At 33.5% G+C, this 18,105-nt stretch carries 16 protein-coding genes; 4 read left to right on the top strand and 12 right to left on the bottom strand.

Annotation, left to right across the window (positions count from 1 at the left end):
• Positions 1-69: 69 nt before the first annotated feature.
• Together rbp and QWY99_RS21935 are read right to left on the bottom strand one after the other, a co-directional pair.
• The gene (gene rbp, locus QWY99_RS21940) at positions 70-426 is read right to left on the bottom strand and encodes an RNA-binding regulator (protein ID WP_229988829.1); all 357 of its coding nucleotides are present in this window, start codon (positions 424-426) and stop codon (positions 70-72) included.
• Positions 427-565: 139 nt separating this feature from the next.
• Positions 566-1,054, bottom strand: a complete 489-nt coding sequence (locus QWY99_RS21935) for a DUF6252 domain-containing protein (protein WP_290268161.1) — start codon at positions 1,052-1,054, stop codon at positions 566-568.
• Positions 1,055-1,254: 200 nt separating this feature from the next.
• Here QWY99_RS21935 and QWY99_RS21930 point away from each other — a divergent pair, with 200 nt between their 5' ends.
• Genes QWY99_RS21930 through QWY99_RS21920 form a run of 3 tightly spaced genes read left to right on the top strand, consistent with a single transcriptional unit; the run spans position 1,255 to position 3,108 of the window.
• Positions 1,255-1,797 carry a 30S ribosomal protein S16 gene (locus QWY99_RS21930; protein ID WP_290268159.1) on the top strand — a complete coding sequence of 181 codons (543 nt, stop codon included), beginning with the start codon at positions 1,255-1,257 and terminating at the stop codon, positions 1,795-1,797.
• A 15-nt stretch (positions 1,798-1,812) separates the two neighbouring features.
• On the top strand, positions 1,813-2,337 hold the full coding sequence (gene rimM, locus QWY99_RS21925) for a ribosome maturation factor RimM (RefSeq protein ID WP_290268157.1): 525 nt from the start codon (positions 1,813-1,815) through the stop codon (positions 2,335-2,337).
• Positions 2,338-2,394: 57 nt separating this feature from the next.
• The gene (locus tag QWY99_RS21920; protein WP_290268154.1) at positions 2,395-3,108 is read left to right on the top strand and encodes a tRNA1(Val) (adenine(37)-N6)-methyltransferase; all 714 of its coding nucleotides are present in this window, start codon (positions 2,395-2,397) and stop codon (positions 3,106-3,108) included.
• 46 nt (positions 3,109-3,154) lie between these two features.
• On the opposite strand, the gene QWY99_RS21915 is transcribed toward QWY99_RS21920, so the two are convergent.
• From QWY99_RS21915 to mobA, 10 genes are all read right to left on the bottom strand, one after another.
• Positions 3,155-4,450, bottom strand: coding sequence for an HlyD family secretion protein (locus QWY99_RS21915; RefSeq protein WP_290268152.1), 1,296 nt, complete (start codon positions 4,448-4,450; stop codon positions 3,155-3,157).
• Positions 4,451-4,453: 3 nt separating this feature from the next.
• On the bottom strand, positions 4,454-6,400 hold the full coding sequence (locus tag QWY99_RS21910; protein WP_290268279.1) for a peptidase domain-containing ABC transporter: 1,947 nt from the start codon (positions 6,398-6,400) through the stop codon (positions 4,454-4,456).
• A gap of 245 nt (positions 6,401-6,645) precedes the next feature.
• Entirely contained in the window at positions 6,646-9,078 is a 2,433-nt protein-coding gene (locus QWY99_RS21905) for an AAA family ATPase (RefSeq protein WP_290268150.1), read from the bottom strand.
• Complete coding sequence (locus tag QWY99_RS21900; RefSeq protein WP_139420202.1) at positions 9,062-9,250, bottom strand: hypothetical protein; 189 nt, start codon at positions 9,248-9,250, stop codon at positions 9,062-9,064. The genes QWY99_RS21905 and QWY99_RS21900 overlap by 17 nt, the downstream gene beginning before the upstream one ends.
• 8 nt (positions 9,251-9,258) lie before the next feature.
• The gene (locus tag QWY99_RS21895; protein WP_139420204.1) at positions 9,259-9,714 is read right to left on the bottom strand and encodes a GIY-YIG nuclease family protein; all 456 of its coding nucleotides are present in this window, start codon (positions 9,712-9,714) and stop codon (positions 9,259-9,261) included.
• A 4-nt stretch (positions 9,715-9,718) separates the two neighbouring features.
• Positions 9,719-11,710 (bottom strand): site-specific DNA-methyltransferase, encoded by a 1,992-nt coding sequence (locus tag QWY99_RS21890; protein WP_290268143.1) that lies wholly within the window; start codon positions 11,708-11,710, stop codon positions 9,719-9,721.
• Positions 11,710-14,427 (bottom strand): restriction endonuclease, encoded by a 2,718-nt coding sequence (locus QWY99_RS21885; protein ID WP_290268141.1) that lies wholly within the window; start codon positions 14,425-14,427, stop codon positions 11,710-11,712. The genes QWY99_RS21890 and QWY99_RS21885 overlap by 1 nt, the downstream gene beginning before the upstream one ends.
• Positions 14,427-14,744, bottom strand: coding sequence for a helix-turn-helix domain-containing protein (locus QWY99_RS21880; RefSeq protein ID WP_290268138.1), 318 nt, complete (start codon positions 14,742-14,744; stop codon positions 14,427-14,429). The genes QWY99_RS21885 and QWY99_RS21880 overlap by 1 nt, the downstream gene beginning before the upstream one ends.
• A gap of 205 nt (positions 14,745-14,949) precedes the next feature.
• Positions 14,950-16,218 carry a conjugal transfer protein MobB gene (gene mobB, locus QWY99_RS21875; RefSeq protein WP_290268136.1) on the bottom strand — a complete coding sequence of 423 codons (1,269 nt, stop codon included), beginning with the start codon at positions 16,216-16,218 and terminating at the stop codon, positions 14,950-14,952.
• 4 nt (positions 16,219-16,222) lie between these two features.
• Positions 16,223-16,657, bottom strand: coding sequence for a conjugal transfer protein MobA (gene mobA, locus QWY99_RS21870; RefSeq protein ID WP_290268134.1), 435 nt, complete (start codon positions 16,655-16,657; stop codon positions 16,223-16,225).
• A 539-nt stretch (positions 16,658-17,196) separates the two neighbouring features.
• On the opposite strand from mobA, the gene QWY99_RS21865 reads away from it, so the two are divergent.
• Complete coding sequence (locus tag QWY99_RS21865; protein ID WP_078677552.1) at positions 17,197-17,691, top strand: DUF3408 domain-containing protein; 495 nt, start codon at positions 17,197-17,199, stop codon at positions 17,689-17,691.
• Positions 17,692-18,105 lie beyond the last annotated feature (414 nt).

The following is an 18,105-nucleotide window of genomic DNA, read 5'->3' as shown; positions in this document are numbered from 1 at the left end:
AACAAAATTCTATAACGCAAAAAAGGTGTCAATAAATTGACACCTTTTTTTATATCTTAGAAAAAAATATTAATATCCTCCTCTGTTTCCACCTCCACGGTTGTCTCCACCACGGTTGTTTCCACCATAACCACCACGGTTGTCTCCACCACGGTTGTTATTAAAACTTCTTCTTTCGCCTTCTGGTTTTGGCTCAGATTTGTTTACAACAATTGCACGTCCTTGAACAGTAGCTCCGTTCAATTCGTCAATCGCTTTTTGAGCCTCATCATCATTTGTCATTTCAACAAAACCGAATCCTTTACTTCTTCCAGTAAATTTATCAGTAATGATTTTAACTGAATCAACTGCTCCGTAAGCCTCGAAAGACTCTCTTAAATCTGCTTCCTCAATACTGAATGGAAGGCTTCCAACAAAAATATTCATATGTACTATTTTATAATATGCAACAAATGTAATCTTATTTTTTTCTAATCTACTATAAATTAGCTTATTTATGTTTTTATTATCAATAAAAAAAGTAAGAAGACTCACAAATACTTTTTTTTATATCATTTAAAATTTTCTAATCAGTCGAATTAGATAATGTAACTGGCACTTTATAAAAAACACCTTCTTTAAAACGAACCGATTTCTCAACTGCCATGATATCGCCTTCATTTGGTGCTACAAATGTAAAGGTTCCAGAAACAGTACTCGTTTCTTTATTAAACTGAGTAATAATTATCTGACCTCCCCCTAATTCCTTTCCTGTTTTATACAAAACTTCTTTTTTTAATAATGTACTTGTATAGGTGGCTGTCGAAATATTATCAATACCCAAAGCGTAACTTTGAACTTTTGCAAGAGCAGTTTGTAAAACAACGCTGTCATTACCCAACTTACCTATCACTGTAAGCTTACCAGCGCTATCAATATTAGCACTAAAACTCGTAGCTCTCCAAAAAACTTCATTATTTAAAGATTGAAAAGCAGGGTTATTAACCACCACCTCTTCTTTATCACAAGACACCAACAACACTAGTATAGACAACAAAAAGAACCATTTTCTCATAATTCTATTAAAATTTTGGCAAAATTAACAATTAAAAAAACAAAATCATCAGAATTCGCTCTTAAAAGAAGCATAAAATAATGGAGAATAGCCCCTTAAATATTTAATCACAAATAAGAAATTGTAATTCAGAATTTAAATTATATCTTTGCACCCTTAATTAATAGAGGTCGAGTACCTCAAAATTTAATCACACGATTATGTCAGTAAAAATTAGATTACAAAGACACGGTAAAAAAGGAAAACCTTTTTACTGGGTTGTAGCTGCAGATGCACGCGCAAAAAGAGATGGTAAATACTTAGAGAAAATCGGTACTTACAATCCAAACACAAACCCAGCAACTATCGACTTAAACCTTGATAGTGCAGTTAAATGGTTAAACAACGGTGCACAACCAACTGATACTGCTAAAGCAATTCTTTCTTACAAAGGAGCTTTGTTGAAACATCACCTAGAAGGTGGTATTCGCAAAGGTGCTTTAACTCAAGAACAAGCTGATGCAAAATTAGCTACTTGGTTAGAAGCTAAAACTGGAAAAGTTGATGCTAAGAAAGACGGTTTAACAAAAGCGCAAGCTGATGCTAAAGCTAAAGCTTTCAAAGCTGAACAAGATGTAAACGCAAAACGTTTAGCTGCTGCTGCAAAAGCTGAAGCTGACGCTATAGCTGCTGCTACACCTGCAGAAGAAGTTGCTGAAGAAGCTCCTGCTGCTGAAGAAAATAACGAAACAACTGAAGCATAATTATAATTAGCGGGAATGCGTAAAGAAGAATGTTTTTATTTAGGTAAAATCGCTAAAAAATTTAGTTTCAAAGGTGAAGTCTTGGCTTATTTAGACACGGACGAACCTGAGTTATACGAAAACTTGGAATCAGTGTTTGTCGAATGCGACAAACACTTGGTTCCTTTTTTTATTGAAACCAGCTCATTACATAAAAACGATTTCTTAAGAATTCGTTTTGAAGATATGACTACTGAGGAAGATGCCGATGCCATTATGGGTAACGCAATCTACCTACCTCTTAGCATGTTACCAAAACTTACTGGTAACAAATTTTATTTCCATGAAGTTATTGGATTTGAAATAGAAGACCAACGTTTAGGTATTTTCGGAAAAATAGCTTCTGTAAACGACACTACTGCACAACCTCTTTTTGAAGTTATTAATGGCGAAGTAGAAATGTTAATCCCAATGATTGATCATTTCTTGGTAAAAATAGATCGTGACAACAAAAAAGTTATCATGAATTTACCTGTAGGCTTAGTTGAAATGTATCTTTAAAGAAAGTCTCGGTAGCAGTTTTTCAATTCTTACTCCAGTAATTTTAATTCTTTAGCAATGTCTAAATTTACTTTCAAGCAATTTTCTATTCAACAAGATAAAACTGCAATGAAAGTTGGTACTGATGGTGTGTTATTAGGCGCTTGGACTCCTATAACAAATCATCCTTTTAGCATATTAGACATTGGAGCCGGAACTGGACTTATCGCTTTAATGCTAGCGCAAAGAACAACTGCCGAACAAATTGACGCTTTAGAAATTGATGAAACTGCTTACGAACAAGCAGTAGACAATTTTGAAAATGCTCCTTGGAATGACAGACTATTTTGCTATCATGCTGGACTAGACGAATTCATGGAGGAACCAGAAGATGAATATGATATTATTGTATCAAACCCACCTTTCTATAGTGAAGACTACAAAACAGATAATGAACAGAGAGATTTAGCACGCTTCCAAGATGCTATGCCTTTTGAAGACTTAATTGAAGCCGCTGATTTATTACTTTCAGAAAACGGTATTTTTTCGGTAATTATCCCGTTTAAAGAAGAAGAAAGATTCATTACTCTAGCCAAAGAATTTGAGTTATTCCCATTCAAAATTACACGAGTAAAAGGAACAGCTACAAGCGACACAAAACGCAGCTTACTGGCCTTTAATCGCATTGAAAACCCAACTGTTCTTATTGATGAATTAATTATAGAAATAGAAAGACATATTTACACTCCTGAATATATCGAATTAACTAAAGACTTCTATTTAAAGATGTAAATAAAAAGAGAGAAAGCGAACTTCCTCTCTAAACAAAACCTAAATTTTAATTCTGCCTAAAAAGACTTTTGAATTGATATAGTATTCTTTCTAGTAATCGAAGATCTTCGGTTACAATTTCGGCACTACCTTTCATTTCTTGCTGAAAAGGGATTTTCTTATTATAAGATGTTTCCAATCCTTTGGTAAGCGATATATCTAGCAATAAATTCCCATCTTTATCTGGAATAAGAGAAATATTCTCAACCTTACCTCTAATTACACCAAACTCTCTGTCTGGAAAATTAAATAATCGGATATTGACCTGTTGTCCTAATTTAATTTTTCCTGAGTTCTGAGCCTTTGCTTTGGCTTTACCAATATAACCTTTTTCGGTATCAGGAATAATAGAAAAAACATTTTCACCAGAAGTTATTGTCTGACTTTCTGTCCATACTTGTAAAAAAGTAACAGTACCAGGAATTGAAGATCTTAAACTATAAGCCAATTCCCAATCTTTAATTCCTTTCTTTAACTGATAATAAGACTGCATTAAGTTTCGCTCTAAATTAACTCCTTCTTTAGTTCCACTTATTCTCGTACCTTGACTTGATCTATTGTTTTCTATAAGTGCGGATTTTAACTGCGATATTGACGAAAGCAATCCTTTATAATTCTTATCCGCTTGAAGATAATTTAACTTTTTATTCTCTAAATCCTGCGTTGAGATAACTCCCTTTGTATATAAAGCCTCAAAACGATTGACATCATTTTTTTGAAGTTGTAATTCACTTTCATTGATACTTTTTTGCTGTTGCAAAATAGCCAATCGCTCTTTAATTTGAGTATGTTCTGAATTTTGGGCATTATTTTCAACTTGAAAAGGTTGCAAGTTTTCATTTAGTTTCCAAGCTGCATAATCCTTTTGAAATACTCCATAAGCACTTTCTAACTCACCAAACTGCATATTGTTTAATGAAGCAAAAGAAAACTCTTTATTTCTGTCGTTTATATTAAAACCATCTACTGTGTTTTTTAAAACAAAAACATCTTTATAATTTGCTGCATTTTCAATAATTGCAAGCGGTGTATTTTTTGATACTTTTGCTTTATCTTTTACTAAAATTACTTCGATTCTACCTGTCGTTTTTGCTACTAATTTTTCTGGTGGTATCGAGGTAGTTATACTTATTTCTGTACTTACTACATCCGGATATTTAAGAAACCAAGAAACAAAAAATAACATGCATATTATAGCAAAGATTAAAACTGTTCCCCACCGTATCATCCAATGTGGTACTCGAGTAAGGATATCTTGTACTTCTTCGCTTCTTAATTCAATTTTTGTATTGTCTTCTGCCATGTTCTAATTTCCTAATTGCAATTGATTACGAACCAATTCAAAATAATTTCCTTTTTGTTCTACTAATGCTGAGTGACTTCCGATTTCAATAATCTTTCCTTTATCTAAAACAACAATCTGATCAGCATTCATAACCGTGCTTAATCTGTGTGCAATTACAACAACAGTTTTATCTTTAAAGAAAATATCTAATTTCCCCATAATTGATTTTTCATTATTCGCATCTAATGCAGAAGTTGCTTCATCAAAAAACAACATTTCAGGGTTCTTATATACCGCTCTCGCAATTAATAACCGCTGTTTTTGTCCTGTACTCATACCAACACCCTCAGATCCTATTTTGGTATTATATCCCAATGGCAAGCCCGATATATACTCTTTTATATTCGCTACGTCTGTAGCATATGCCAATCGTTCTTTATCTATTTTATCAACTCCTATAGCTATATTATTCGCAATTGTGTCACTAAAAATAAATCCTTCTTGCATAACAGCTCCAATATTAGCACGCCATGCTTTTTGCGCAATATTCTTGAGTTGCGTATTTCCTATATTAATTTCTCCACTGTTTGGCTCATAGAACTTCAGTAACAACTTCATTAAAGTAGTTTTCCCACTTCCACTCACTCCCACAATTGCCGTTACTTTATGCGCTGGAATAATTAAATTCAAATCATCTAAAACTGGAATATCAGAACCTAAATAGCGATATGAAAGATCTTTGATAATTATATCACTATCCTGAGGAATATCTTGCGTTTGATGCTCTTCTTGTTGCACCTCATCTTCTTTATCATGAATTTCAGATAATCTTGCCAACGATATTTTGGCATCTTGTACTTCACGCACAAATTCAATAAGTTGTGTAATTGGCCCGTTTAAACTCCCAACAATAGAACTGATTGCCAGCATCATCCCAAGAGTAATCTGCCCATCGATTACTAATTTCGCCGAAAAGAAAATTATAAAAATATTCTTTAATTCATTAATTACCGACGACCCAATTGTTTGTGTTTGCTCTAAAACCAATCCTTTTATAGAAACCCGAAACAATCTTGCCTGAACATACTCCCATCCCCATCTTTTTTGCTTTTCGGCATTATGCAATTTTATTTCCTGCATTCCGTTTATAAGCTCCATCACTTTACTTTGCTCCTGGCTAACTTCTGAAAATCGCTTGTAATCAAGTTCTTCTCTTCGTTTTAAAAACAAGGTTATCCAACCAAAATAAAATATGCTTCCAGCAAAAAACACCAAGAATATCTGAACATTATAATAAGCTAAGACTCCTCCCATGATAATCATATTCATAACTGAGAACAGTACATTTAATGATGAAGTAGTAAGAATTCGTTCTATTCGGCGATGGTCATTTATACGTTGCATAATATCACCAGTCATTCTCACATCAAAAAATGAAATAGGTAAATTCATTAACTTGATGAAGAAATCTGAAATTAAGGAAATATTTATTCGTGTGGACAAATGCAGTAGTATCCAACTTCGTATTAGCTCCAATCCTGTCCTTCCCGCAAAAAGAAACAATTGTGCAAAGAGAATTAAATAAATAAAATGGATATTCTGATTTTGAATTCCAACATCGACAATACTCTGAGTAAGAAAAGGAAAAATAAGTTGCAACAAACTACTCGCTAGTAAGCTTATACTTAACTGAATTAAAAATGATTTATATCGCAAAACATACTGCGACAACAATCCAAATCCTAAGCCTTTTTTTTCTTCTTTGTCAAAATCTGACTGAAAAAATCGAGGTGTAGCTTCTAACAATAAAGCGATTCCTTCTTGCGTTGAATCATCAGCATTGTTACCTATCCAGAACTTAATAAAATCCTTTTGGCTATATTCTATTAAACCAAAAGCGGGGTCTGAAATATAATAAACGCCTTTTTTTATTTTAAAGTTTTCAGGAAAACGCCGTATCGGTTGAATACTAAGCTTTTATAGAGATAATCAAAGAAGTCAGGTAACGATTTGGTAACGGTGCTTATTGCTTTGCTTTTCAACGTGTTTCCGTTAGCTCATAGCAAATATATGGAAATTGAATTCACAATAAAAGTTTTAATATCAGATTTGTATTCTAAACTTAATAGATAATAAAACTGCATTAAAGCTATAAACGATAAAACAATAGTGCTATCCATTATTTTTATCGTTTATAGTTACATCAACTAACTCTATTTTTTCCAATCGTATTTAGTATGGTCACAGCCACATCTAATTTTCTTAGCGACTGTATCATAATTCTTCAACGAAACTCTTGGTCTTTTACATTCCAATTCTTGACAAATAAAAATATTTTCCAATTCCAATATGTCTGACCAAAATGCTTTTAAATCTCCTATTTTAGGATTAAATGGATTATCGTGAGAACAAATATTACCTAAAATAGAGGAACTTTCAATTCTATCAATAACTGGAAATTTAGATTTTAGATCAGTACTACATTTCTTAATCTCTGATTTAATTCCCATTATTAATTCATAAGGCATCCTGTGTTCATTAGAATCATTATACTGGAAACTTAATTTGGCTTCAATGCTTACGGCTACTTCTTTTAAAGAATGTTCAAGATATCTTCTAATAGGATTCCCTAAGTTTTCAATATTACTTTCAGATAAGCATTTTTCAATTTTTTCCCTTAAATCATTAGGCTGTTCATCAAAAAAAGTTCCATTATTTTCAGTCCATTTAATCTCGTTGATTAACCAGCCTTTCTTTTTTGCCAATGGGGTAACGAAATTTGTAAACCAATCTAATTCGTGAGTAAGAAGGATAATCTGATAACCTGAAAATTTTTCGAAGATTAATTCAGCAAATCGTTTTCTATGATTTGAGTCGAAACTCGAAATAACGTCATCAAGTACAAGAAACTCATTTATATTATTAAATGCTTTTACAGAAGCTAAAAAAAAGGAAATGCCAAAACAATTTAGATGAGATTCACTAAAATATTTTTGAGGTGGAGAAACCCACTTCCCGTTATATTTGTACTCAATTGTAATTCCGTTCAATTCATCTTCTTCACCTATTGTAACAATTTTAATTTCCTGAAAAGGTTCTCCAGGATTCATATATTGATAATATTCATTAATAGTCTCCGAAAATGTATTTATAAAGTTTTCTAAACCCTCTTTTTGAACTTTTACAAACTCATTATAGATTATTTCCAGTGTTTTACGCTGGCTTTCCAATTTTATTTTTTGCTTTTCAAATTGTTTAATCTTTAGAAAGGCATCTTTTGAGGCTGATATATTCGCAAATAATTCAGTTGAGTTATCTTTTTTAAGTGTTTCCTGAATAACTTTTATTCTGTCCGAAATCACAGTTTGAAAATCAAAATCGGATAGTAATAAATCAATTGTCTCTTTAGTAGGTATTTTATTTCCAGATGTTACCTTTTCAACACTTGCTTTTTGATATTCCTCTAATTTCTTCTTTATTGAACTAATACCAGTTTTTATCTTAGCATTACTATCGTCAATCATTAAACTTTCCAAAAGAAGATTATCTATCCGTTTTATCCTCTCGGTAGAAATAGAATCTGCTAATTGCTTAGCCCTATCAAAAGACGCCTTTTTCTTGGATGACTCTTCAATCGCTTTTAATCTTTTAGTTATATCACTTTGTAAATCCTCCCTGTTTTTCGGTTGTAAACATAATGGGCAACTGTCATCCTTGTGATATTTCTTTAAAACAGTTTCGCCTGTTTTTAATAATTCATTCAAGAAGGTCTGCATAATACTTTGAACATCGTTCGCTATTTTTTCAAATTCATCATAATAGTTTGAGTAAGTATTATTTATTAATTGTATTTCTGATTTAAGTGTGTTTAATATATTATTGTTTTTATCTAAAAATGAAAGTTCCTTATTGAGCTTGTCATTTGTCGACTTTTTCAAATGCTCCAAAACAGTATCAATATCAGCCAAGCTTTTCACTTCTATTCCTATTTTCAGGGGTTCTATTTTTTCATTTATTTTTTCAAATAAGTTTCTTTCCTGACTGATAGAAGCTCCTAATTTTGCAATCAAAACTCCTTTTTGAGTGTTTATTTGCGCTTCAAAATTTTGATTTTTAATTTCCGTGTTTATGGCTCTATAGCTCTTCCCTAAAACTTCTTTTTTCTTTGTAACTTCTGAAAAACCAATAATATCCGATAGATACTTTAGCTTATCACTTTTAGTATCATCAATAAAATCAGTCAAATATTGATATCTTAAAAGTAGGTTTTCCTCTTTTGAGTTATTAATGTAGTTTTTAAAATCATCAGAGTTATTTGACAACCCAATTTCCAATTTATCTCTTTTTGAAAATAGCGTTTTAGCTCCATCAAGAGTTGATTCTTTAACATACGAAATATTCACTTCTGAAATATCATCCTGATTTAAAGAAGCATTTCTAAGAGCATCCTTTAAATCAATTTCACTGTTGCTGGAAAGGTGTTCAACCCGATTTGTATAAAACCATTCGATTGCATCAGAAATACTGCTTTTTCCTGTGCCATTGTCACCGTATAATACAATTGACTTACCTTCTAAAGGTAAAACCAACTTATCCTTAATTCCTCTTACTCCCGAGATGTTTATGTTTTTAATTTTTACTTTCATCTTGTTCTCTCAACTTTTGGAGTTCGTTTTTAACATTGGTGTCAGTCAGTTTATCATCATTGTAGAGTTGAACTAACATTGATGCAATATTTTTATCAACATCTTTGATTTCTTCTATTCCTTTAAAAAAATCATCTAATATTTCCTTTCCTGATTTTACTTTTTCTCCCATAATCCTATTTAGTTAAAATATTCCCAATCAACTTTAAAACTGGTTGTCAATGTGTTATTTAAAATTTCAAATCCTGTTTTGTTATTGCATATCGGGTAAACTCCAAAATTCTTCACAAAATCCAAGATGAAATAACTCTCTAAATCCTCTATTCTAAATTGCCAGATATTCCTTAACATTTCAAAATTAATATAGGTAAATAACAATGGCTCAACTTTTCGATAGTTCGTTAAGCCAACGTTTTTAGACTTACCGTCAAAATGTCCAGATAGTCTACTACCTATACTATTTGTTTTTCGCTCGCTCATTCCAATATAGAGAAGTTTTGACTTCTTAAAAGGATACTGAATATCTAAAGACTGACTAAATATAAAATACAAGCCAGCAATACCATTTAGTGGTCTTATATTGTTTGGTTCAAATGGCATAGGGTTGTCAAAATATATAGATATTTCATTCTCCATTCTATTAAAACGCCTTAAATTTTTCTCCCATATAGTGCTTCAGATTCCATTTCTTGGTTGTGTCTAACGCACGTTCCAAGACAATAAGCTTTTGGTCTGTATGGGTTTTGAAATATTCTACTGTTTCGTCTGCCAACGAGCCGTCCAGACAAATCAATGTTTCTTTTTCTCCATCTGATGCTAAGAAAATTTCATTCTTCTTGAATTGCTCTTGTAGAATAGTTTTATAATTCAGCTTAAAGCCGTTTTTAATCAGTATTTCGGTAATCAGCTCATCGCGGTTGAAAGCGGTTATTAATTGTGATTCTTTATCGGCAATGTATTTTTTTAATGTTTCCACATTTTCCTCATCTGATTTTTCAGGGTCGGGAGCATATTCTACTCGTGGGAAGTTGGATTTAGTCAGTTTGAAAACTTTGAAGCCAAGTCCATTCAGCTGATTTTCTTCATCTTCTTTTTTGTTGAATAAATCAGGTTGTTCATTTTTATTTTCTTCAATGATTTTTTCAATAACTCGTTTATTTCGTTCTATCGTAATATCACTTATTTTTTTGAAGCCATTTTTTAATGCAATACTCTGTTCATTGCACTTCTCTGGTAATTGAACAAGAATAAATTTGATGTCTTTTTCAGAATCTTTATTTAACTGAAATACAGCTTGTCCCGTTGTTCCAGAACCTGCAAAAAAATCCAATACAGTGTCGTTTTTTTCTACAGTTAACTCAATACATCTTTTAACTAATTCAACAGGTTTTGGGAAATCAAATTCTCCTTCAAAACCTAAGTTTTTAACCTCAACTGTTCCTGTTTCAGTTAAGCAAGCGTTATCATCCCAAATTGACTTGGGTTTATATGTTGTTTTTCTGTATTTTTCATAAATACCAAAACTACCATCTGTTTTTGCTTTACCAACAATATTACTTATTAATGTATCTTCTTCTAGGTTATTAATAAGTTTTGATGTTCCCCAACGCCAACAAGATTCAATACCTTTTGAATTGAAAGGCTCAACTTTAACGTTAAATTCATTTGACTTTTCAAGCGAAACTGGATAAAAACCATCTTTGTCAATCAAACTAGTGTTGATGTATATAGGATAAAATAAATTCGGCCTGTTATGTTTCCCGAATTTAGGATTACGATTTCTCAATTCTCTGATATTAAAATTCCCTATATTATCTACTAAATTTAGGTCAGATTTATCATTGCTTTTCTCCAATTCTAATAAATCACCATCGATTGATTTTGTATAAACAAGAATATATTCGTGAGTTTTTGCAATTTGATTATACGTTTGCCCACGGCTATTTGAACGAACAATTATTGATGAATAGAAATTTTCTTCTCCAAAGACTTCATCACATAATTTTCTCAAATGATGAATTTCATTATCATCCAATGATATAAATACCACTCCATCTTCACGCAACAATTGTCTTGCAATAAGCAAACGACTATACATCATATTCAGCCAGTTGCTGTGAAAACGTCCGTCCGTTTCTATATTAGAATCAATTTTATAGCCATCCTCTGTTATTTCTGCATCTTCCCAATATTCTTTTCTGTCTTGGTTAAACTTATCAGAATATACAAAATCGTTCCCAGTGTTATATGGCGGATCTATATAGATACATTTAATCTGTTCCCGATAACTTTGACTCAATAGTTTCAAAACGGCTAAATTTTCGCCTTCAATAATCAGATTTTCGCTTTCGGTTGGGTTTACACTTCTGGCTTCGTCATAAATCAATGTAGCATCGGTAGGTGTGAATGCTTCACGTTTGGCGTTGCTCTTGCCAAACCAACGAAATTCATAGCGTTCCGTCTCGTTTATACTATTAGAGTCAATTACTTTTTTTAGTTCATTGATATTGAGTGTGCCATCATTGGTAAACAGGTCAGGCATCAACCTTTTAAGTTGTTCTAAACGTTCTTTATTCCAATCGTGAGATTGTACATTTTCCAATGGATTATTTATATATTCTTGATTGCTCATTATTTTTCTGTTATTGCGTTAATATCTTTTACAGATTCGTCTTTAAAAAACATATAGTCTTTTACTGGTGCTTTGTATTTTACGTCCACTCCCAATGCATTGAAATGTTTAACCGCACAAAGAATTTTATACACTTCGCTTTCTTTCAATGCTTTTTTATCATTGATGTCATTTGTTCCTTTAGTTTCAATGACAAAATAAAACTCACTTTCCTTGCCATCTTTCAATTGTTTTCGTTTCATCACAATACCAAAATCCGGTTCATATTCTCCAATTGGTGTCGGAATTTTATAATAGCTAGGGAGTTTTAAGAAACAAATCAGTTCGTCATCACGGTCTGCACCTACAGCAAACTTTCTTTCTACATCACTATCAATTAACATTTTGTCGAAAACTCCTTTTTGAGGTGTGTCCACGTAACCAGAATCATTAATATTCTTGACAAAATCATCAAATTCAAAAGGAAATGTTTCATTAGTAAGATGATAATCCAAACCACGTAGCATCTCTTCCAATTCGATATTCTTTATTAAGTTTGCTGATTGATGAATGTATTGTGGTGGATTCTTAGCAAAGTCTTCGTGATTGGTTAATTGTTTGACAATTTCAAAAAGAGAATTATAGGATAGACCAGTGTTTTCACTTAGCTCTTCCACTAAATCCAAAGGCGTATAGAAAGCTTTTAGTTTATAGGTTTCTTTTCCTGCAAATTCATCCTGAATACCACTTTCGCTAATATTCCCGATAGTTCTGCTTGATACTTCTGCCTGATAATCGGCTATTGAAATGGCGTTTAATGCTTCTATACTCCGTGCAATCAAAGCCTGTTCGTTAAAAGCAACCGAAAAGTTTGTTTTCCTAGCCAAAGCTTTCCAAAAACGCTTGAAAGCCTGATTAATAGTTTCATTTTGATTACGTTTAAAGCGAACCTCATTTTGTGGTTTGCCTTTATGCGTATGGCTCATTCCTGCTCCTGCTTGTGCTGTGCCATAAACTTCTTTAATTTCTTCTTGATATTGGGTCACAAAGGTTTCGTATGTTTCGTTCGGAATGACAGTTAATTGATTAACACGTTTTTCTTCTGCTACATCCAAGGCATCATAAACACGCTGTCCGTTTTGATTAACCGCAATACGCAAACCACGACCAATTTCCTGACGCTTTTTGATTTCGGAATATGAATTATTTAGCGTTGCGATGTTGAATATATTAGGATTATCCCAACCCACACCCAAGGCGGAATGGGAAAAAATAAACTCAATTTTATTCGCTACGGAATCTCCATAAGACAATAGCTCTTCTTTGTCTTTTAAAATAGCGTCAAAAACATCTGAATTTTTACGCATTGAAGTTTCATTGTCGGTAAATTCTCCTTTCCCTGTTTTAGCAAAGTAAAATCCCTGAATTCCTTCAATATGTTCATTTGATGGAATTTTTCCATCGTGAAATTCGGGATATAATGTTTTATACTTTTCTATGAACAAATTTTTAATAATAGGTTCATCACTTACGTAGTTAGCTACCTTATCTATAAAGATTAATGAAAGGCATTTAATATCCTGCACCTGTAATTTTTGCTTTTTGGTAAAATGACGGATAATCAGCCATTCCAATTGTAAAGCCCAAATACTCTCTATATTTCCTGAAGTTTGCTTCTCAAAAATTTGTGTTCCATTGGTAAAAGTTACTGACCATTTTTGTGTTCTTAAACTCTTATTGATTCGTTCAATGCGATATTTGAGATAACTTGGATTGTTGGTTATAGCTCCTAGGTTATCACCATCTTTCAACCACTTGGTTTCCTTGAATTCTATCTTACCATTAGCAGATTGATGCCACGCTTTAATTTTTGCCCTGATTGGATTTTTACCGTTTTGAATTTCAGTCAATTCTAATTTCAATGTAGCTTCATCGTTCTTTTCAGTGACAGTCAATACCTCAATCTTTTTTACCAAACCTTGTTTGTAACTATCGTAAGGAGTAAGACGGTAAATAAGGTTTTTAACAATTTTATGCGTAGCAGAATATCTTAATTTGAAAAGCGGATTGAGTTTAGCAATTTGTTTAACAGAATTAACCGTATCCATTCCTTCCTGTGGTTCGTCCATCACAATTATCGGGTTTGTTCTTCCGATCGCTTCGATAAACGGGACATTAGCAAATAAATCTTCACGTTTTGCCTGATTCAGGATTTTGTCTTCGGAGTTAAACGAGGCCAATGTCATAATCATAATTTGAGGATGTTGCTCCTCAATAAAATTTGTTACTTTACTCAGTTTTTTACTATTGTACTCAAATGATTTTGGAATAAAGCCGTAAATATCTTCCAATTGCTTATCAAATGTTTTTAATGTCTTTAAAACACCCTGACGGATGGCAACTGATGGTACTAGAATGATAAATTTTGTAAAAGCATAATGTTTATATAGCTCGCAAATGGTTTTAACATAGACTAGTGTTTTACCTGTCCCTGTTTCCATTTCAATTGTTAGCTCTCTGTCCTCCGAAATCTTTGCTGTATTTTCTTCGATTCCATTTTCTATTAAAACTTCCTTCTTATTCTCTAAAATCTGTTCATCAAGTAGGGTACAATTATTAGAGCGAATACCATCAAAACAAGCATTGTCAAATGTGTTTTTGATATTGCCATCAAATACTTTAACAATCGATTGAATGGCAACTTCCTGATACTTGAGTTCTTCTAATTTTATTTGCATTAATCGTTGTTATTGGTTTTATTGTTGTATTTAATTTTTTGTTCCGCTACTTTTAAAGCTTTTGTTCCCAAATCCTCATTCTTAATTTCATTTAGAATTTTGTCACTCAAATACTGAATTAAAAGGTCATCTCTATTTAAATCGAGAATTTCGGCAAGTTTTATGATTTGTTCTTTTGTCGCTTTTCGTTCGTTTCGTTCTATTTTGCTAAGTATGGCGGTATCCACGTCCAATTCTGCACATACGTGTCGTAAAAGTAATCCTTTACACTCCCTTGCTTCTCGGAGTATTTCACCTGTCGTTGTGTTTTTTTTCATTTGTCAAAAGACAATTTTAATTTATAACTTGACTTATTTTGTCAAATATAAGAGATTGTTACGAATATCTTATGATTAATAAATTAAAAATATCTTGTACTTAACCTTAATGGCTCTAATTCATATTAAGCATTTCAGATTTATACTGATATTTAAAATATCATACGCTTTAGTGATTGAATAGTTAATAAAATTCTAGATAATTCTAATGTCTTCTTTTCCGAGAATATTGCTTCTTTTTCATTTGATTAGCAAACTGTTCTTCTTCGTAATCCTCGCCTTGTGCATCGGATAACAGGCTAAACAATCCCAAATCGGTATTAGGCGAATGTTCCTGTGAGAGAAACTCAAAAAGGTCTTTTGTCGGTAGGTTGTCTATTTCATTTGTCTTAGAAACAGGGTTATCTTGTATCTTAAATTTGGGTTTATTTCCATTGTTCCACCAATCGTTAAATATATTTGCCGATAGGTTTCTGTCTAAAGCCGAAGCATTCCAAACGCTACGGCTTCCGTGGTCAATAAAGGTCATACCGTAAATTCGTCCTTCACTATTACGTCTTACAACTGTATTAATACCCTGCTCGGTCAACTGCTTTTTAAAATCTGTTTCGTTGCTTGTGGTATGTATGGCAAGCTCCACCGTATTTTTTAGAACAGACCTTGCAGGGTTGGCTTTCATTTTCTCTTTGGACTGCTCAAAGTGTTTTTGCAGATGTGCAACGCCTGCATCTTTCCCGAAAAGTGATGCTTTGAACGGATTGCTTACCTTGTTTCCCTTCTCGTCCAATGCCACATAAACCAAACCGTTTACGGTCTGACCGTTGCGCTCGCCTTTGACTTCTTCCGCTGTGATGTTGAAAAGTGATAGTAAAGCATTGTAACTACCCATAGTAGAAAAGTTATAATACTTTGGTAGATGCCGTACTACCGAAGCAATCTGACTTTTGATGTCTCCATTTTTATGATTTACAGGCTTGAAAACTTTATTTACTTGTTTCTGCTCTTGTTCCGTGGCTTTTTGCAGGTTGTATTTCATTTCCAAATCCCGACAAATAGCCATTGAGCGTGGATGGTCGTAATCATCGGGGATTTTCTTTCCTTCAATGCCCACACAAGTCGAAACGATGTGTATATGCGTTCGGTCAATATCCGTATGCTTAAAAACGATGTAAGGTTGATTGCCATACCCCATACGTTCCATATACTCCTGAGCCATTTCGGTAAACTGCTCATCGCTGACTTTATCTGAAGGATCTGGATTCAGCGATATATGCCGTACCGTCTTTTCCGTTTTGATGTTTACCGAAAGGTAAGGTTCAAAGCATTTATTGAAATATGCTACAGAATACCTGCCGTCCACGGTGTCGGGTATCTTGTTCAAGAGCAGAACCGCTCCGTTTTCCTTGTCCACTTTTTGCTGATTGTACAAAATCGCTCCGTACATATTGCTTCCTTTTCCAATTTTTGCAATCATAACTTTACTCTTTTTTCAGATACTTCTCTTCAAATTCCTGTGTCAAACGGATGACTTCCTTAGTGACCTTTACCAATTCTATGGTTTCCTTTTCCAATTTAAACAGGTATGTTCCTGCTTTTTTCTCCGAAAAATTGCGGTACAATATCTTCACTATCTGATTATAATTTGTTCCGATTGCTCGGAACTGACTAAAAAATCGGGTCAACTTTTCGTGATATTCTATTGCATCCATATCAATTTTAACGGTCTTTATCGTCTTTTGAAAGATGCAAGCTGTAATAAAATGAGCAATCACTTTCATTCCCGATTGGTCAAAGAGAGCAAGGAACTTGGAATTGTCTTCTGCATTCAGGTTAATTGAATACCGATTGACCGCAGGGTCGTTCTTTGGTTTTCTTCCTGTTTTCCTAATCTGTTTTCTGTCTTTCTCTTCCATAATAAATCCATTTTAATTTTTAACAAACGGGCGACTTCGGAGCCGTTTCCAGCCCCCTGCAAGGGCAAGTGCTTTTGAGGTGCAGAAATTCATTTCGAGTACCTCAAAAGATAACTTGCTCTGAACAGGAGTTCAGAAAAATCCGTTTTGCAAACGGATTGTAGTTAGCAGGGAAAACCCATAGCTTCCATTACAAATTTCGGTAAGACTATTTGAATAACAGCTATTTACAATCACGACAATGAACGCCAAATGCTACCTTTGAGTGCCACATCAACATAGACTGGAATTGCTTTCGCTTCCTTTGTACATGGTTAGCTGGCTGATTGGTTATAACCTTAACTATGTAGCCAATCAGCATAAATCCCGACAGCAAATCTGCGTGATTGAATGCAAACGAATTACAGATTTTTGAGTTAATGAATTAACCAATTAAGGGTATGCAGGTGCTTAGGTAGTTACATAAATACAACAGTATATACAGCTGATTGCTTAGTTAACCAAACAGCTAATTGGATATAATATTAAAAATGAGAGATATGATACACGAAGAAAACAAAAATCAGCAACCCGAAAAAGAGGATTTCTCTATTGAAAATTTCATAACTGATGAAAATAAACAATCTTTCACGGAACAACAGGCAGTAACACATCGGGAAGATTTTGTCAAACCCAAAGTAGATGAGGAAGCTATTATGCGTGTAATGGCAGGCGAAGAACCTTCGGAAACTGAAACGGAAAACACAAAAACACCTGAGAGTAATGCAAGAAGGATGACTTACAAGCCAAAGAAGCTGACCAAAGAGGACTACTGCGGACGGTTCTTCAAAATTCCTACGACAACGGCAAGCAGGGGGAAATCAGTATATGTACGGCAGGAACACCACGAGACATTTAACAGACTTACAAACATTATGGGCATCGACAAACTGACGATTTATGCGTATCTGGACAACATTATCGAATACCACTTTCAGGAGTTCGGGGAATTGATTAGCGAAATCTATAACGAGAAACACAAACCGTTGTTTTGATAACTATACGTGGTGGGAGGTACGTTTCTACCTCTTAAAATTATTTTCCAAAAGAAAAAAACAGAAAAAAAAGAAAGCCATTTTAACAAGGGGGACAGGCGGAAAAACCAAAAGGAAACGGAATAAGTCCCGAAGGGTGGCAGGGCACACAACAAACTCGGCGAAGCCACCATATTTGCCCTGCCATTATGCCGTAGTCTTTTGGTTGGGTGGTGCGGTGGCTGTCCGCCTTATCTTTGCTCCCTTTTTTATTCTTTTTTTAATCAATTCCAATCAAAGAAAGGGTACAAAAAACACGTAAGGGGTAAGGATAGGATGTTTTTGGTATGCTTTCCTTTATCCGTAGAAAACTCTTTAAATCCGTGAGGGCTTTGCAAGGAAAATTTAAAGTGTTTTGAGGATTACTTTCTATTC

The sequence above is a fragment of the Flavobacterium branchiarum genome (genome assembly GCF_030409845.1).
Lineage (GTDB): Bacteria > Bacteroidota > Bacteroidia > Flavobacteriales > Flavobacteriaceae > Flavobacterium > Flavobacterium branchiarum.
This window is presented reverse-complemented; position numbering and strand designations above follow the sequence as displayed.

Excerpts from the sequence above, each read along its gene's own strand:
- rbp (WP_229988829.1), bottom strand. The coding sequence starts at position 426 with ATGAATATTTTTGTTGGAAGCCTTCCATTCAGTATTGAGGAAGCAGAT.
- QWY99_RS21935 (WP_290268161.1), bottom strand. The coding sequence starts at position 1,054 with ATGAGAAAATGGTTCTTTTTGTTGTCTATACTAGTGTTGTTGGTGTCT.
- QWY99_RS21930 (WP_290268159.1), top strand. The coding sequence starts at position 1,255 with ATGTCAGTAAAAATTAGATTACAAAGACACGGTAAAAAAGGAAAACCT.
- rimM (WP_290268157.1), top strand. The coding sequence starts at position 1,813 with ATGCGTAAAGAAGAATGTTTTTATTTAGGTAAAATCGCTAAAAAATTT.
- QWY99_RS21920 (WP_290268154.1), top strand. The coding sequence starts at position 2,395 with ATGTCTAAATTTACTTTCAAGCAATTTTCTATTCAACAAGATAAAACT.
- QWY99_RS21915 (WP_290268152.1), bottom strand. The coding sequence starts at position 4,450 with ATGGCAGAAGACAATACAAAAATTGAATTAAGAAGCGAAGAAGTACAA.
- QWY99_RS21905 (WP_290268150.1), bottom strand. The coding sequence starts at position 9,078 with ATGAAAGTAAAAATTAAAAACATAAACATCTCGGGAGTAAGAGGAATT.
- QWY99_RS21900 (WP_139420202.1), bottom strand. The coding sequence starts at position 9,250 with ATGGGAGAAAAAGTAAAATCAGGAAAGGAAATATTAGATGATTTTTTT.
- QWY99_RS21895 (WP_139420204.1), bottom strand. The coding sequence starts at position 9,714 with ATGGAGAATGAAATATCTATATATTTTGACAACCCTATGCCATTTGAA.
- QWY99_RS21890 (WP_290268143.1), bottom strand. The coding sequence starts at position 11,710 with ATGAGCAATCAAGAATATATAAATAATCCATTGGAAAATGTACAATCT.
- QWY99_RS21885 (WP_290268141.1), bottom strand. The coding sequence starts at position 14,427 with ATGCAAATAAAATTAGAAGAACTCAAGTATCAGGAAGTTGCCATTCAA.
- QWY99_RS21880 (WP_290268138.1), bottom strand. The coding sequence starts at position 14,744 with ATGAAAAAAAACACAACGACAGGTGAAATACTCCGAGAAGCAAGGGAG.
- mobB (WP_290268136.1), bottom strand. The coding sequence starts at position 16,218 with ATGATTGCAAAAATTGGAAAAGGAAGCAATATGTACGGAGCGATTTTG.
- mobA (WP_290268134.1), bottom strand. The coding sequence starts at position 16,657 with ATGGAAGAGAAAGACAGAAAACAGATTAGGAAAACAGGAAGAAAACCA.
- QWY99_RS21865 (WP_078677552.1), top strand. The coding sequence starts at position 17,197 with ATGATACACGAAGAAAACAAAAATCAGCAACCCGAAAAAGAGGATTTC.